This window comes from Kaistella gelatinilytica (genome assembly GCF_015679325.1).
Taxonomy (GTDB): Bacteria; Bacteroidota; Bacteroidia; order Flavobacteriales; family Weeksellaceae; genus Kaistella; species Kaistella gelatinilytica.
Genome location: NZ_JADPVI010000001.1, coordinates 546810 through 562631 on the forward strand (window position 1 = coordinate 546810; position 15822 = coordinate 562631).

The 15822-nt window shown below is 35.0% G+C and carries 16 protein-coding genes; all 16 read left to right on the forward strand.

Going from position 1 to position 15822, the window contains the following annotated elements; all coding sequences use genetic code 11:
* The first annotated feature begins 41 nt into the window (after window positions 1–41).
* Complete coding sequence (locus IV494_RS02380; protein WP_126340516.1) at window positions 42–599, forward strand: SanA/YdcF family protein; 558 nt, start codon at window positions 42–44, stop codon at window positions 597–599.
* A gap of 82 nt (window positions 600–681) precedes the next feature.
* Entirely contained in the window at window positions 682–1299 is a 618-nt protein-coding gene (udk, locus tag IV494_RS02385) for a uridine kinase (RefSeq protein ID WP_039347823.1), read from the forward strand.
* A gap of 48 nt (window positions 1300–1347) precedes the next feature.
* Complete coding sequence (locus tag IV494_RS02390) at window positions 1348–1698, forward strand: FtsB family cell division protein (protein WP_196078563.1); 351 nt, start codon at window positions 1348–1350, stop codon at window positions 1696–1698.
* A 315-nt stretch (window positions 1699–2013) separates the two neighbouring features.
* Window positions 2014–3180, forward strand: a complete 1167-nt coding sequence (locus IV494_RS02395) for a methylmalonyl-CoA mutase family protein (RefSeq protein WP_196078564.1) — start codon at window positions 2014–2016, stop codon at window positions 3178–3180.
* A gap of 122 nt (window positions 3181–3302) precedes the next feature.
* Window positions 3303–4451 (forward strand): class I SAM-dependent methyltransferase, encoded by a 1149-nt coding sequence (locus tag IV494_RS02400; RefSeq protein WP_196078565.1) that lies wholly within the window; start codon window positions 3303–3305, stop codon window positions 4449–4451.
* A gap of 80 nt (window positions 4452–4531) precedes the next feature.
* The gene (locus IV494_RS02405; protein ID WP_196078566.1) at window positions 4532–4813 is read left to right on the forward strand and encodes a hypothetical protein; all 282 of its coding nucleotides are present in this window, start codon (window positions 4532–4534) and stop codon (window positions 4811–4813) included.
* A 99-nt stretch (window positions 4814–4912) separates the two neighbouring features.
* A complete protein-coding gene (locus IV494_RS02410; RefSeq protein ID WP_196078567.1) occupies window positions 4913–6295 on the forward strand; it encodes a dipeptidase in 1383 nt (460 codons plus the stop codon).
* 88 nt (window positions 6296–6383) lie between these two features.
* Window positions 6384–7262 carry a T9SS-dependent choice-of-anchor J family protein gene (locus tag IV494_RS02415; RefSeq protein ID WP_196078568.1) on the forward strand — a complete coding sequence of 293 codons (879 nt, stop codon included), beginning with the start codon at window positions 6384–6386 and terminating at the stop codon, window positions 7260–7262.
* A gap of 105 nt (window positions 7263–7367) precedes the next feature.
* Window positions 7368–8321 carry a T9SS type A sorting domain-containing protein gene (locus IV494_RS02420; RefSeq protein WP_196078569.1) on the forward strand — a complete coding sequence of 318 codons (954 nt, stop codon included), beginning with the start codon at window positions 7368–7370 and terminating at the stop codon, window positions 8319–8321.
* A 76-nt stretch (window positions 8322–8397) separates the two neighbouring features.
* The gene (locus IV494_RS02425; protein ID WP_196078570.1) at window positions 8398–9105 is read left to right on the forward strand and encodes an SDR family oxidoreductase; all 708 of its coding nucleotides are present in this window, start codon (window positions 8398–8400) and stop codon (window positions 9103–9105) included.
* Window positions 9106–9256: 151 nt separating this feature from the next.
* Window positions 9257–10003, forward strand: coding sequence for an electron transfer flavoprotein subunit beta/FixA family protein (locus tag IV494_RS02430; RefSeq protein WP_196078571.1), 747 nt, complete (start codon window positions 9257–9259; stop codon window positions 10001–10003).
* A gap of 31 nt (window positions 10004–10034) precedes the next feature.
* Window positions 10035–10982 carry an electron transfer flavoprotein subunit alpha/FixB family protein gene (locus IV494_RS02435; RefSeq protein ID WP_196078572.1) on the forward strand — a complete coding sequence of 316 codons (948 nt, stop codon included), beginning with the start codon at window positions 10035–10037 and terminating at the stop codon, window positions 10980–10982.
* A gap of 146 nt (window positions 10983–11128) precedes the next feature.
* Window positions 11129–12496, forward strand: coding sequence for a sensor histidine kinase (locus IV494_RS02440; RefSeq protein WP_196078573.1), 1368 nt, complete (start codon window positions 11129–11131; stop codon window positions 12494–12496).
* Between the two features lie 94 nt (window positions 12497–12590).
* Window positions 12591–13187, forward strand: a complete 597-nt coding sequence (locus IV494_RS02445) for a bifunctional nuclease family protein (RefSeq protein ID WP_196078574.1) — start codon at window positions 12591–12593, stop codon at window positions 13185–13187.
* 19 nt (window positions 13188–13206) lie between these two features.
* Window positions 13207–14466: a nucleoside permease gene (locus IV494_RS02450; protein WP_196078575.1), complete on the forward strand. Its 1260-nt coding sequence runs from the start codon at window positions 13207–13209 to the stop codon at window positions 14464–14466.
* A gap of 137 nt (window positions 14467–14603) precedes the next feature.
* Complete coding sequence (locus IV494_RS02455) at window positions 14604–15782, forward strand: acetyl-CoA C-acyltransferase (RefSeq protein ID WP_196078576.1); 1179 nt, start codon at window positions 14604–14606, stop codon at window positions 15780–15782.
* The last annotated feature ends 40 nt before the right edge of the window (window positions 15783–15822 follow it).

Below are 15822 nucleotides of genomic sequence, written 5' to 3' on the forward strand. Positions count from 1 at the left end.
TGAAATCGTTTTTCACTTTGGTGGAAATTGGGATCTTGCTGATGATTTTAGCAAACATATGGGTATTTGCCGTCACCAATGGGAAAACTTTTACTAAGATTTCAAAGATTCCGCCAAGAGAAACTGCCTTGGTTTTAGGAACTTCACCTAAGATGAAATCAGGAATTTCAAATCCGTATTTTACTTCCAGGATGGATGCAACGGCGCTACTATATCACCATGGAAAGATCAAAAAAATCATCGTGAGCGGAGAAAAAAGCCAGGGCTACGACGAACCTTCTGCCATGAAAGATTATCTGGTTTATCAGGAAGGAGTCCCTGAAAATATAATTACCGAAGATCCAAAAGGTTTTAAAACGCAAACCAGCATCAATAACTGCAAAAATATTTATCATCAGAACGATGTGATCATCGTTTCGCAGGGTTTTCATAATCTGCGGGCTTTATTCTATGCGAGAAATAATGATATGAATGCTTTGGGTTTTGATGCGCAGGACGTTTTGAGCAATCAAAGTTTTTACAGAAATCAATCCAGGGAATTTTTGGCGAGAGTTTCTGCAGTCCTCTTTTATATTTTAGACATTGAGAAAAAAGGGTGATTTTGTAGGATTTTGGTGAAATTCTTGACCTTAATTTTCAGAAAATTCGTACAAAAAGCTATATTTGTACAAACAAAATAATATGCTCGTTATCGGAATTGCAGGTGGAACCGGCTCAGGAAAAACCACTGTGGTGAATAAAATTCTTCAGCAACTCAATGTTGAAGGAGTAAACGTACTTTCTCAGGATAATTATTATCATGATAATCAGCATCTTACCCTTTCAGAAAGAGAAGTCTTAAATTATGACCATCCCAAATCTATTGATTTTGATCTGTTGATCAAACATGTGAAAGCACTAAAAAATGGGGAACCAATTGAACAGCCGATTTATTCGTTTGTCACACATTCCAGATCTGGGGATTTCGTTTCTATTGAACCGAAAAGCGTATTGATCGTGGAAGGAATTTTGGTTTTGACCAATTCTGAATTATTGAAAGAATATGATCTAAAAGTCTTTGTTCATGCAGATTCTGATGAAAGATTAATTCGTAGAATTCGTCGTGATACACAGGAAAGAGGCCGCGATCTGCAGGAAGTTCTGCACCGTTACCAAACTACTTTGAAACCGATGCATCAGGAATTTATAGAACCTTCGAAAAATGAAGCGGATCTGATTGTTCCCAACATGAAGCAGAATACGGTTGCAATTGATTTTCTTTCGACGGTGATCAATAATACTTTGAAAAAAACGCATTAAATTTGAAATGAAAATTTCAATAATAATTTTTGAAATAATCCTATTCCAATGAAAGAATTAATTAAAGAGATCACGCCAAAATCACCAGTTGTGAAATTTCTTCAAAAATATATTTTGACGAAATATTTTATTACTGTTTTTCTCTTTTTAATATGGATGGTTTTCTTTGATAATACTTCTTTTCTCGTTGTTAATGAGCTTAATGGTGAGATCAACCGGTATGAAAAACAACTCGTTTATTATAAGGAAGAGTATCAAAAAAATGATGATTTCTTTAAAAAATTAATGAATAATAAATCCGAGAAAGAAAAATTTGCCCGGGAAAATTATTTTATGAAAAAGCCAAATGAAGAAATCTTTATTTTGGTTGTTGATTCTTCGAAAGTGAAAAAGAATTAGACTAAAGTTGATATAAATTATTCCATTATTTCTAAAATTCATGTTGACCAATAACAAAAAATATATCATTTTATTTTCCGTATTTTTATCAATGTCATTTGTTGGTGTCGTAATGAATTTATACACCGAACTGAATGATAAAAAAGTAATTGATATTCACATTTTCAATTCACAATTATTAAAATCGATGGTGATTTCCTTTGCTGTTTTGCTGATTATAATGATAACGAAAAGAAAGCAAATATTTTAAAATATCTCTTTAAAATTTTTTTAGAAGAATTATTAATCAATTTAAATTGTTAGCTCTACAAAATAATGTTTACAAAAACGACTTTAAAAGATTGGGAAAATTTAGTGCAAAAGCAACTGAGAACTGAAGATATTTATTCGATTTTATCAAAAGAAAATCTCGAAGGAATTGAGGTTAAACCTTATTACGATTCAGTTTCAAAACCTTTAAGCAATTTGCCAAAAGTAGAAGAATCTACGCATCTTGTTTCGCTTTATCATGAAAGTGCGGAAGAAAATGTTTTTGCTTTTCTCCTCACTCAGAATGTCGAAGATTTAACGGACAAAGTGATTTTTGTGAATGATAAAGATTTGGCAGACCATATTTCTTTAGACGAAACAAACCGTTATTTTTCTCTGATCGATGTTTTTTCGGAAGATCAAAATGGCGCAATCAATCAACAGTTAGTTAAAGAATTATTAGCGAAAAACTTTGAAAGAAATGTTTGTATTGACATTTCTTTGCATCAAAATTCGGGCGCAACGATCATTCAGCAATTAACATTTGCTTTGGCTAAAACTAAAGATTTGACCGAGACTTTTGGAGCAGAAATCTTAAATAAATTGATTTTTAAAGTTGCTGTTGGTGGAAATTATTGCTTTGAGATTGCTAAAATTCGGGCGCTGAAATTAATTTTCAATCAGTTTTCAAAAGAATTTAATTTAGATGAGATTCCATTTATTTTTGCTGAAACTTCTTTGCGTAATAAATCGAAAAATGATCCGGAGAATAACTTAATTCGGTCAACTTTAGAACTTTCTGCAGCCATGATCGGTGGAGCTGATGCGGTTTTCAGCAATGATTATAAAATTGAAAATTCTGATTCTGTTTCGGAAGAAATTTCGTTTAAACAGCAAATAGTTTTGGCGTACGAAAGTATTATCAATGTTTTTGATGACGCTGGAAACGGAAGCTATTATATTGAAAACATCACCCAACAATTTGCAGAGAAATCCTGGCAAGAATTTTTAAAAATGGAAGAAGAAGGCGGTTATTGTCAACTTTTAAAAGGTGGAAAAATTCAGGAAATAATTTACGAAAGCGCCACTAAAGAACAAAATTGGGTAGAAGAAGGTAAAACAAAGATCATTGGTGTAAATCTTTATCCGAAACTTGAAAAAACAAGGTCTGCGGAGGAAATCTATGACAAAAACGAAATAAAAAAAGTTCGTCTAGCGGAAATGTTTGAGTAACTTTTTCGTCTTTGAAAGAAATCAATTTTTCTTAAAGAAGACCTTTTGTGACTTTTAGTTCATCAATTTATTATCTTTCAATAGAATCAGTGAATCTTCGATTTGTGCTTTAAAAAAATACGTTGAAAAATATCCTTGATAAAGAAATTCAAAATTATATCAATGCAAATCTAAAAACAGATTTGCATTCTTTGTTATTAAAAAAATCACCGTTTTCAGAAGTGTCCATGCAGGAAATTGTGCAACAGATCAAAGGTAAAAAGGTGGCACAGAAAAAATTTCCGTTCTTATTGAAAGACGGAATTATTTTTCCACCGAATCTTAATTTGGAGCAGGCTTCTTCTCAATCGACGGCAGAATTCAAAGCTCAACATCTAAAAGGCAAAAGTTTTATCGATTTGACTTCAGGTTTTGGAATTGATGCTTATTTTCTTTCCAAAAATTTTGATGAAATAACTTTGGTGGAACAAAATGCTGAACTTTTAGAAATTGTAAAACACAATTGGGAAATTCTTGAACGACAATCTAATTTTGTCAACGAAAATTTAGAAAACTTTTTAATCGAAAATAAAGAGAAATTTGATGTCATTTATTTAGATCCGGCAAGAAGAGATTCCGAAAAAAATAAAAAATTTCTACTCGAAGATCTGTCCCCAAATCTTTTAGAAGTTCAGCACCAACTTTTAGCGATTTCTACGCAAATTATCATCAAACTTTCACCTTTGATCGATATTTCTTATTTGATCTCTGTTTTAAAGAATGTTTCTAGAATTCAGATTATAGCGGTTAGAAATGAAGTGAAAGAATTAATTGTTTTCCTGGAAAGCAGTAAAATAATTGACGATGTGGAAATTTCCTGTGTTAATTTGGAAAGTGATGATGCTGATTTTACTTTCAATTTCAAGGAGGAGAAAACTGCGGTTTCCGATTTTTCTGAACCAGAAGAGTTTTTGTATATTCCAAATAATGCCGTTTTAAAATCGGGCGCATTTAATTTGATTACAGATAGATTTAAGTGTACTAAACTTCATCCCAATACTCATTTTTATACATCTGATAAAAGAATCCAGGATTTTCCTGGAAGAGTTTTGAAAATTAAAATCATCGATTCAAAGTCCATTAAAAAAGTCGAGAAGTACAACATCATTTCAAAAAATTATCCGCTATCACCCGAAGAAATTAAGAAAAAATATAAGATTTCAGATGGTGGAAATTCCTATTTAATTTTCACGCAAACGCAAAAAGGAAAGATTATTTTAAAATCTCAATAATTTGGTTGTGAAAAATGCCAATATTTCTTACTTTTGGGGCAGTGAAAATTTTAAAAATTCATAATAATCATAAAGTACATATGAAAAAAGTAATTTTAGGTGTTGCGATCGCAAGTTTGGCGATGAGTTGTCAAAAAGTTCAGGCAGGTGGAAACTTAGGAGTTCTGAAAAGGGAAGCAGGCACAGAAAGATACAGCGATGATGTGATGTCTGACAAAGCAATGAGCGGTAAGGAAGCAGAAGCAAAACCAACTGCAGTAGCGGCAACTGGAGACAGTACCAAAACGGCTGCTCCTGCATTAATGGACAGTACGAAAATTATTCCGGCAAATTTGCAATCTCCCATGAGAGAACGAAAATAAAATATTTCTAAAATATAAAATTCAAAATGTCTTGCTTCTGCGGGACATTTTTTTTATTTTTACTGAATTCCATTTTTAATAAATTTAATAAAAAAAATAATGAAAGAAACTTTAAGTTACATTCAAGAAAATAAACAGAGATATGTTGACGAACTTTTCGAATTGCTGAGAATTGCGTCGATCTCTGCAGATCCAGCTTATAAAGACGAGGTTTTAAAATGTGCCGATGAAGTGGCAAAATTTCTGAAAGATGCAGGTGCAGATAATGTAGAAGTTTGCCAAACTAAAGGTTATCCTATTGTATATGGTGAAAAATTAATTGATAAAAATTTGCCGATTGTTTTGGTTTATGGGCATTACGATGTACAGCCGCCGGATCCGTTAGAATTGTGGAAAAAACCACCTTTTGAACCCTATATTGAAAAGACAGAGATTCATCCTGAAGGCGCTATTTTCGCAAGAGGTTCCGCCGATGATAAAGGACAGTTCTTCATGCACATCAAAGCACTCGAAGCCATGATGAAAACAAATACTTTGCCTTGTAATGTGAAATGTATTTTTGAAGGTGAAGAAGAAGTGGGTTCAAAAAGCTTGGAGGATTTTGTCAATGAAAATAAAGAAAAATTATCATGTGATGTGATTTTGATTTCAGACACTCATATTTATTCAAATGAACAACCTACCGTAACCACGGGCTTAAGAGGATTAAGTTATGTTGAAGTTGAAGTGGAAGGACCAAACAGAGATCTGCATTCCGGACTTTATGGTGGTGCAGTTCCAAATCCGATTCACGTGCTTTCGAGAATGATCGCAAATTTAATTGATGATAACGGACACATTACAATTGAGGGTTTTTATGATAATGTAGAAACCGTTTCTGATAATGAAAGAGCTGAAATGAATAAGTTGAAAGACGATCAGGAACATTTCAAAAAATCAATCGGGTTGAATGGAGTAGAGGGTGAAAAAGGATACACTACACTGGAAAGGACTTCCATTCGTCCGACTTTAGACTGCAACGGTATTTGGGGTGGTTATATTGGTGAAGGTGCGAAAACTGTAATACCGTCAAAAGCTTTTGCAAAGATATCCATGCGCTTGGTTCCTTACCAAACTCCGGATGAGATCACAGAAAAGTTCACCAAATATTTTGAAAAGATCGCTCCTTCAAATGTAAAAGTTAAAGTAACACCACATCATGGTGGAATGCCATATGTTTTACCGAGCGACACCAAAGAATTCCGAGCCGCTAAAAAAGCAATGGAGACTGCTTTCGGAAAAGAAGTTTTGCCGTACAGAAGCGGCGGAAGTATTCCGATCACCGCAATGTTCGAGCAGGTTTTAGAAGCAAAATCTGTTTTGATGGGGTTTGGTTTAGATTCAGATGCGATTCACTCCCCAAATGAGCATTATGGACTTTATAATTTCTACAAAGGAATTGAAAGTATTCCCCTCTTTTTCGCGAACTACGCGCAGGATTAGATAATATATTAGAAGGAAAAATAAAAAGTTGATTAATTAAATTAATCAACTTTTTTTTATAAATTTGATGAAATAAAAAAAATTTATTATGAAAAAACTTTTACTTATTGCATCCTTTGTAGGATTTGGTTTATTATCTGCTCAAGTTGCGGCACCCGCTACGGCAAGCTTTACAGAAGGCTTCGAAGGTGCAACTGTCCCTGCAGGCTGGTCTGTTCAGAATTTAAGTGCTCCAATTGGGACAAATGTTAATTGCTGGAACATTTTTACAGGAGCTTCTCCTTGGGTGGCACAAGCGGGAAATTCACACATCGGTGCTAATTTTAATTGCACTGCGGGTGCCGGAACAATCAGCGGTTGGCTTTTCAGTCCTGTTATTATGTTTAACAATGGTGATAAAATCAAGTTTTGGTCTAGAATTGCGACCGGAGGAAGTGCTTATCCTGATCGTTTAGAATTGCGTCTTTCGACCAATGACACGAGTGTAAATGCGGGCACAACTGCAACTTCTGTTGGTGATTTTACCACACTTTTACTTTCAATTAATCCAACTTTAGCAACAACAGGTTACCCAGAAATTTATACAGAATATACTGCAACAATTTCTGGACTGGCTGCATCAACAAACGGTCGTGTTGCTTTTCGTTACTTCGTGACGGATGGTGGTCCTGCAGGAAATAATTCCAATATTTTATCAGTGGATACTTTCTCTTATGTAAATTCTGCATTGGCGGTAAATGACGCAGCAAACGCAAAAATGGCTGTATATCCTAACCCGACATCAGACTTTTTACATTTTAATGCAAATGTATCTAAAGTACAAATCTTTGACATTGCAGGTAGAAAAACTGGTGCTGTTGAAGTTGTAAATAACATTGCTGACGTTAGAAGTCTTGAAAAAGGAGTTTATATTGTTCGATTTGAAACTGCTAAAGGAAGTCAGACTCAAAAATTTATAAAAGATTAATCAAAATATAGAATTTGTTAAGAAAACGCCTCTACTTGAGGCGTTTTCTTTTTTTTGATCGGATAATTTTTTTATATTTGTCTGTAATTAAATAATTAAAATATTATGAAAAAAGTTTACTTATTAGGAGCAGTATTTTTTGCCCTTTTCGCTAATGCACAAGATTTTGCTGCTGTTAGTTCATCACAATCAACACAGGTTTTGCTACCAAAAGCTCCTGGAGTTATTTATTCACAACCAATTGTTGGTACATCTGGAATAGTTTCTGATATGCTAGCCAATGGTGATTTTGTTGCAACTGCTGACGATTTTATTTTAACGGATAACAGCACAATTTCTAAAATAAACATCACGGGTTTTCAAAATCAAGGAAATTTAGAAACTACAATTTCTACCGGTTTAATTATGTATATCTATAGTGATGCAAGTGGTGTTCCTTCTGGAAACCCTTCTACCACGGCAGTAACACCAATTGCAAAGATTGATATTTCAAAAACTTCTCCTGCATACAGTTTGGTGAAAACAGCAACTAATTATGTTTATACTGTTGATGTGCCATTGGCTTTAGGAACTACTTTAACACTGAACAAAAACACGACCTATTGGTTAGTTTTTGCAGCGAAAACAAATCTTTCCGCATACACTGCTACTACAAGATTCAATTGGTATACCGCTGCAGTGGTTGGTAATAAAGCAAAATTAATAGATCCCCGTAATGCGTTTGGTGCAGGAGCAACAGATTGGACAGATATTTCATCGTTAACAGCAGATCCAAGTTTTGATGGTTTATCTTTTTCAATTGAAGGTGAAACTGCATTAGGAACAGGTGAAGTTTATAATTCGAATAAAGTGAGTATTTCACCAAACCCAACCTCTGATTATTTAAACTTTAACAGTAAAGTGCAGTCAGTTCAAATCGTTGACGCTTCCGGAAGAAATGTTTCTTCAAGTAAAGTGGTTAATAATCAAATTGATGTTAGAAACCTTACAAAAGGAATTTACTTTGTTAAATTTCAAACTGAAAAAGGAGTTCAAACTGAAAAATTCATTAAAAAATAAAACAAATACTAATGTTTGTTAAAAAGCGCCTCTATCTGAGGCGTTTTTTTTATATTTAAACTTTAAAATAAAGAATATGTTTACAGGGAAAGTTGCCTATATAACGGGAGGTACAAAAGGAATCGGTTTTGGGATCGCAAAAATTTTATCGGGGCAGGGAATTAGAGTAGCCATCAGTGGTAGAAAAAAAGAAGATGTAGATCATGCAGTCTCTCAACTTTCATCTGATCCTTCGAAAGTTTTAGGGATCGTTTCTAATGTGAGGAATTTTCAGGATGAGGAAAACGCAGTTTCAGCAATAAAAAATCACTTCGGTCAATTGGATTATGTGATTGCTAATGCGGGTTTGGGAGTTTTTAAACCGGTTGATGAACTTTCTGTTGATGACTGGAACGATATGATCGAAACCAATCTTTCTGGTCTTTTTTATACATTGAAAGCTTCGGTTGAAGAATTGAAAAAATCGGAAGGATATTTTATCAGTATTGCGAGTTTGGCAGGAACTAATTTTTTCGAAAAAGGTTCGGGCTATAATGCTTCCAAATTTGGTGCAGTAGGTTTTACACAAGCTGCAATGGTTGATCTTCGGAAATACAATATCAAAGTTTCTACCATCATGCCGGGTTCCGTTTCTACTCATTTTAATGGAAATGAACCTTCTGAAAAAGATGCCTGGAAAATTCAACCCGAAGATCTGGGAAATCTTGTCTTAGATATTTTCAAAATGAATCCCCGCTCTTTGCCGTCAAAAATTGAGATTAGACCCTCAAAACCAAATAATTAGTCGCTATAATTATTATGCGGTTAATATATTTTCCTTTAAATATATTATGCATGCATAGTATTTATATTTATATTTACAAAAATTAAAACAAGATGATAAAGATGAAATGTAAAGTTTCAAGTTTATCAAAAAAATAATTAAACTTTGACAAATGAAAATATTAGTATGTATAAGTAGTGTTCCAGATACTACTTCAAAAATTAATTTTACTGCAGACAAATCGGCTTTCGACAAAACCGGAATTCAGTGGGTGATCAATCCTTGGGATGAATTTGCGTTAACGAAAGCGATCAAATTGCAGGAATCTCAGGGTGCAGCGGTAACTGTATTAAATGTTGGCGATGCGACTACCGAACCTGTGATCAGAAAATCATTAGCAATCGGGGCAAATGATGCAATAAGAGTTAATGTAGAGCCGAAAGACAGTTTTTCTGTAGCGACTGAAATCGCAAATGTTGCTCAAAATGGTGGTTACGATTTGATTCTTTGTGGAAGAGAATCTATTGATTATAATGGTGGCGCCGTTCCCGGAATGGTTGCGCAGTTATTAAATCAACCTTTTGTAAACGCATGCGTTGGTTTAGACGTCAATGGCGCAGAAGCAACCGCTGTTCGTGAAATCGAAGGGGGAAAAGAAACTATTTCTGTGAAGCTTCCCGCTGTAATTGCCGGACAAAAAGGAATGGTTGACGAGAAAGATCTCATCATCCCAAACATGAGAGGAATTATGTCTGCGAGATCCAAACCTTTGGTCGTTGTAGAACCTGCTTCTTCTGATGTAAAAGTAGAAGGTGTTTCCTATGATTCAGTTCCGCAAAGAGCTGCCGTGAAAATGGTTGCAGCAGATAATCTTGACGAATTGGTGAGATTACTTCATGAGGAAGCAAAAGTAATTTAAGTTAAAATTTAACCTATAAAATTCAACAAAAATGGCAATATTCGTATATGCAGAAAATATAAATGGAATTTACAAAAAAGCGGCCTTTGAAGCGGTTTCTTATGCAAAAGCAATTGCAGATCAAGCTGGCGAAACAGTGACTGCGATTACCGTAAATCCAACAGATCCTTCAGATTTACTTTATAAATATGGAGCGACCAATGTGATCAATATTAAAGATGAAGGTTTGAAAAATTTCAGTGCAAAAGCTTATGCTCAAGCAGTGAATGAAGTTTCAAACGGTAATACAATCGTTTTTCCTCACACTACAGATGCTTCTTCTATCGCACCGATGTTGGCGATAATGAATGGTTTTTCGTTGATCACCAATGTAATCGAAGCACCGGAAAGTATTTCGCCTTTTCAGGTAAAAAGAAGAGCCTTCTCCGGAAAAGGTTATATGCACGCAAAAGCAGACGCTCAAGGAGTAATCGTAACGGTGTCTCAAAATGCTTACGGCGTAAAAGAAAATTCAGTTTCAGGATCTGAAGAAATTAAAGAACTATCAGTCGCAAATGAAGATACCAAAGTAATTTCTCACGAACAAAGTTCGGGTAAACTAGATCTGAAAGAAGCAGAGATCGTAGTTTCCGCAGGACGTGGAATGAAAGGTCCGGAAAACTGGGGAATGGTAGAAGATCTGGCGAACCTTTTAGGAGCAGCAACTGCTTGTTCAAAACCCGTTTCAGATATCGGCTGGAGACCTCACTCCGAACATGTTGGACAAACCGGAAAAGCAATTTCTCCGAATTTATATGTGGCGATAGGAATTTCAGGTGCGATTCAACATTTGGCAGGAGTAAATTCTTCTAAAACTATTGTGGTCATCAACAGTGATCCGGAAGCGCCATTTTTCAAATCTGCAGATTATGGAGTAGTAGGTGATGCCTTCCAGATAATTCCCGCATTAACGGAGAAAATAAAGGCTTTGAAAGGATAAAACATTTTTCAAGGAAATAAAAAGCGTCAGAGAGATCTGGCGCTTTTTTGTTATTCATTTTAATATTATAAATACAAATCATTAAATTTCTGATAAAAATGACTAATTTTACTCTAAATGCGAATTATCCCTAAAATTTTTTATTGATGGAAGTGTTTGTTTGGAACATGGCCATTTCTTTCCAGCTCCTGTTTATCATAGTAAGCGGGGTTATTTTTATTTATATCAGCAGCAAAAGTTTTAAATATTATGCGCTTTATAATATTTGTCTGGTCATCTATCTGCTGGGTCGTAATGATGATTATTACAATCAGTTTCAAGGCTGGATCGCTTACCTGATAGGAACGGAACATGCGGTTGTTTTTACAGATATTTTCAATTTTTTTATTCAGGTTGTATTTTATAATTTTTATTCCTTTTTTGCGCTTTATTTTTTAGATTTAGATAAACGGAAAAAATTTTTTAAAAGGGTTCGATGGATTTTCAAATTTTTGGGAGTCTTATTCCTTTTTTTCGCAGTCTTGACTTATTTTATGGGAGATGCAGATCTCTATATTTCCCTATACACTTTCATATATCTTCCCGTGTTGCTCACTATTTTTATTCTCAGTGTTGTGAAAGCCATGAAATATTCGGGGAAACATAAATATTTCTTTCTCGTTGGAGTTTGTTCATTTGTCATCTGTGCTTTAACTGCTTTTGCAGGAACTTTTGTGCCTGCTTTAAATTTGACCAATCCAATTCTTTTTTTCTTTGTCGGAATCATCATAGAAACCATATTTTTCAGCCTCGGTTTAGCCTTCAAAATTAAATTGATGAATGATGAAAAAAACAGAATTCGTGCGGTGGTGACGAGACATAACCATCAACAGGAGATCAGCAAAATTCAGGGTTTACTGGAAGGGGAGGAAAAAGAAAGAAAAAGAATTGCAGAAGAACTTCATGACGGAATTGCTGGTGATCTATCTGCCATTAAATTAAATTTAACATATTTGGAGACCGAAAACAGTAATCCAAATAATGACGATGTTCTACAGAATTTATCTAAAATAATCGATAAATCCTGTCAACAGATCAGAGAGATCTCGCACAATCTTTCTCCTTCGTCGCTTACCAATTACGGTCTTGTGGGTGCGGTAGATAATTTTTGTAAAAAGGTCGCAGACCTTTATAAAATTAAAGTCATTTTTAAATTTTCAGACAAAGAGATCGAACTCACCGATACGATAGAAACTCATATTTACAGGATCGTGCAGGAATTGCTAAATAATGTGGTGAAACATTCGGAAGCCAAAGTTGCTCACGTCACCATTACATACGATCACCCTTTCATTGAAATTTCTGTGAAAGATGATGGCAAAGGATTTACGATCAATTCATTGTCAAAAGGGATCGGTTTGAGCAATATTGATTCCAGAATACGATTTATGAATGCGCACGTTAAAAAACAAAGCACCGAAAAGGGAAGTACATTCACCATCGTCATCAATTTGAATGATATTCCTAAAACTTAGCGATTTAATGATTTACTTCATAATTAGTTAAATAATTCTCATAAAACTTTTGAAAATAAATCCCTAATCTAAAAATTCATTTATATTTGTAGCTATGGATTACAAACGATTAATCATACGTGGAATTTCTTACAGCCAAACACAATCGGGAGCTTACGCGCTTCTTTTGGAACATGAGGAAACCAACGTAAAATTACCTGTCGTAATAGGGAATTTCGAAGCACAGTCAATTTCTTTAGGTTTAGAGAAAGATATTCATCCGCCACGACCATTAACGCACGATCTGTTTGCGAAATTTGTGACTTCTGCCAATTTCACGATAACTTCGGTTATTATCTATCAAATTATTGATGGTGTCTTTTTTTCAAACATCAATTTCAAAAATAATTTGAATGGCGAAGAGTTGATCTTAGATGCCCGAACTTCCGATGCCGTCGCAATGGCAGTGCGCTTTGAGGTTCCTATTTATACCACTCCACAAGTTCTTAGTGAAGCAGGTATTTTGTTGGAACTTGATGATCCGGGAACAACAGAAGCAGAATTTTCTCCTATCGCTTCAGAAGGAGATTTAGCATCCTTTCCCTTAGAAGATCTGCATAAATTACTGGAAGACGCCGTAAAAGATGAAGATTTCGATGCTGCGTTAGAATTGCAACAGGAGATAAAAAGACGAAATAAAAAAATAGAATAAGAAATTTTATAAATAAATTATGAATTTAAAATTAAGACTTACCATATTGTCCTTCCTGCAGTTTTTTGTGTGGGGAGCCTGGTTAATTACAATCAGCGTTTATTGGTTTGGAACGAAACAATGGGGAAGTGAAGATTTTGGAAAAGTGTTCACCACTTTGGGGATCGCTTCTATTATTATGCCTGCATTAACCGGTATTATTGCCGACCGATGGATCAACGCAGAAAAATTATTTGGGATTTTGCACATTTTGTATGGAATTACACTCTGCTTCTTGCCTACTGTTACCACTGCAGATAATTTTTTTTGGGTAATGCTTCTTGCGATGATGTTTTACATGCCTACAATTTCCCTTTCCAATTCAATTGCCTATTACATTCTGAAAAATAATAATTATGATGTGGTAAAAGTTTTTCCACCCATTCGTGTTTGGGGAACAATTGGATTTATCGTCGCAATGTGGATTACCAACCTTACAGGAAATAAAGCTTCTGGAAATCAGTTTTATATCGCTGCCGTAATTGCTATCATTTTGGGTATTTATGCGTTCACTTTACCAAAATGTCCGCCTCAAAATTTAATTCCTGAGAAGGCATCTTTATCGGAGAAATTAGGTTTAAATGCTTTTTCTTTATTCAAAGATTACAAGATGGCATTGTTCTTTTTCTTCTCTATGTTTTTAGGCGCCGCACTTCAGTTGACCAATATGTACGGTGATATTTTCTTGTCGGATTTTGGGAAAATTCCAGAGTATAAAAACAGTTTCGTCGTAGAAAGATCTACGTTAATTTTGTCCATATCTCAGATTTCTGAAACATTATTTATCCTCGCAATTCCTTTCTTTCTCAGCAGATATGGAATTAAAAATGTGATGTTGCTTTCTATGTTTGCGTGGGTTTTACGTTTTGGACTTTTTGCTTACGGAGTTCCTGTTGGAATTGGTTTAGGATTAATTGTTCTTTCCTGTATTATTTATGGAATGGCATTCGATTTTTTCAATATTTCAGGTTCACTTTTCGTGGAAACAACTACAGATTATAAAATTCGTTCGTCGGCTCAAGGATTATTCATGATGATGACCAATGGTTTCGGCGCAATTGCAGGTAGTTTAGCCAGCGGTTGGATGATTCAGAAATACTTCACGCTAACAAATGGTGATAAAATGTGGCACGAAATATGGCTCGTTTTCGCAGGGTACGCTTTAGTAATTGCAGTATTATTTGCGGTCATGTTTAAGCATGAGCATAAACCGGAAGAAATCGCCGCCGTAAATCATTAAGAATTACCTTTAAAATAAGATAAAACATGCTTTTCCGAAAGTGTGTTTTTTTTTGTAATTTGGCGTACTGAAAATCAAAGCTTACAACCTGAAAAATTCAAGTTTAAAGGCATCTGTAAAAAATATAAAATCTATTTATGAAAGAAGTATTCATCGTTTCTGCAGCAAGAACTCCAATGGGAAGTTTCATGGGAAGTTTATCAGCTGTTCCGGCTACGAAATTAGGTTCAACCGCTATTAAAGGCGCTTTAGAAAAAATAAATCTTGATCCGAAACTGGTTCAGGAAGTGTATATGGGAAATGTTTTGCAAGCAGGTGAAGGTCAAGCTCCGGCTCGTCAAGCTGCAATGGGAGCAGGATTGTCTGAAGAAACTCCTGCAACTACCATTAATAAAGTTTGCGCATCTGGAATGAAGGCAGTAATGATGGCTGCACAATCTATTAAATCTGGTGATCAAGATGTTATCATAGCAGGTGGAATGGAAAATATGTCCTCAGTTCCGCATTACTACAACGCAAGAGTCGCTACCAAATTGGGTGACGTGAAAATGCAGGACGGAATGGTTCTCGACGGTTTAACCGATGTTTACGGAAAAGTTCACATGGGAGTTTGCGCTGAAAAATGTGCAGCTGAATATGGTTTTACACGAGAAGATCAGGATAATTTCGCAATTGAATCTTACAAACGTTCCGCAAAAGCCTGGAGCGAAGGGAAATTTAATGACGAAATTGTTTCTGTCGAAATTCCACAAAGAAAAGGAGATCCAATTATTTTTAAAGAAGACGAAGAATATAAATCGGTTAATTTCGATAGAATAGGAAGTCTGGCTACTGTTTTCCAAAAAGAAAATGGGACGGTAACTGCAGCAAATGCTTCTACTTTAAATGATGGTGCTTCTGCTTTGGTCTTAATGTCTAAAGAAAAAATGGAAGAATTGGGATTGAAACCTTTAGCCAGAATTGTTTCTTATGCAGATGCAGCTCAAGCGCCGGAATGGTTTACAACTTCCCCGTCAAAAGCAATACCGATCGCTCTAAAAAAAGCCGGTCTCGAAATTTCTGATATCGATTTCTTCGAATTCAACGAAGCATTTGCAGTTGTAGGTTTAGCCAATAACAAAATTTTAGGACTTGATTCTGCAAAAGTAAATGTGAATGGCGGCGCAGTTTCGCTGGGTCATCCACTGGGAAGTTCAGGTTCAAGAATCATCGTTAGTTTAATCAATATTCTAAAACAAAATAACGGAAAATACGGCGCAGCTGCTATTTGCAACGGCGGTGGTGGAGCGAGTGCGATCGTTATCGAGAACATGTAATTCCTCTTAATTTTTAAAGTGTAAACCATTAAGAATTATT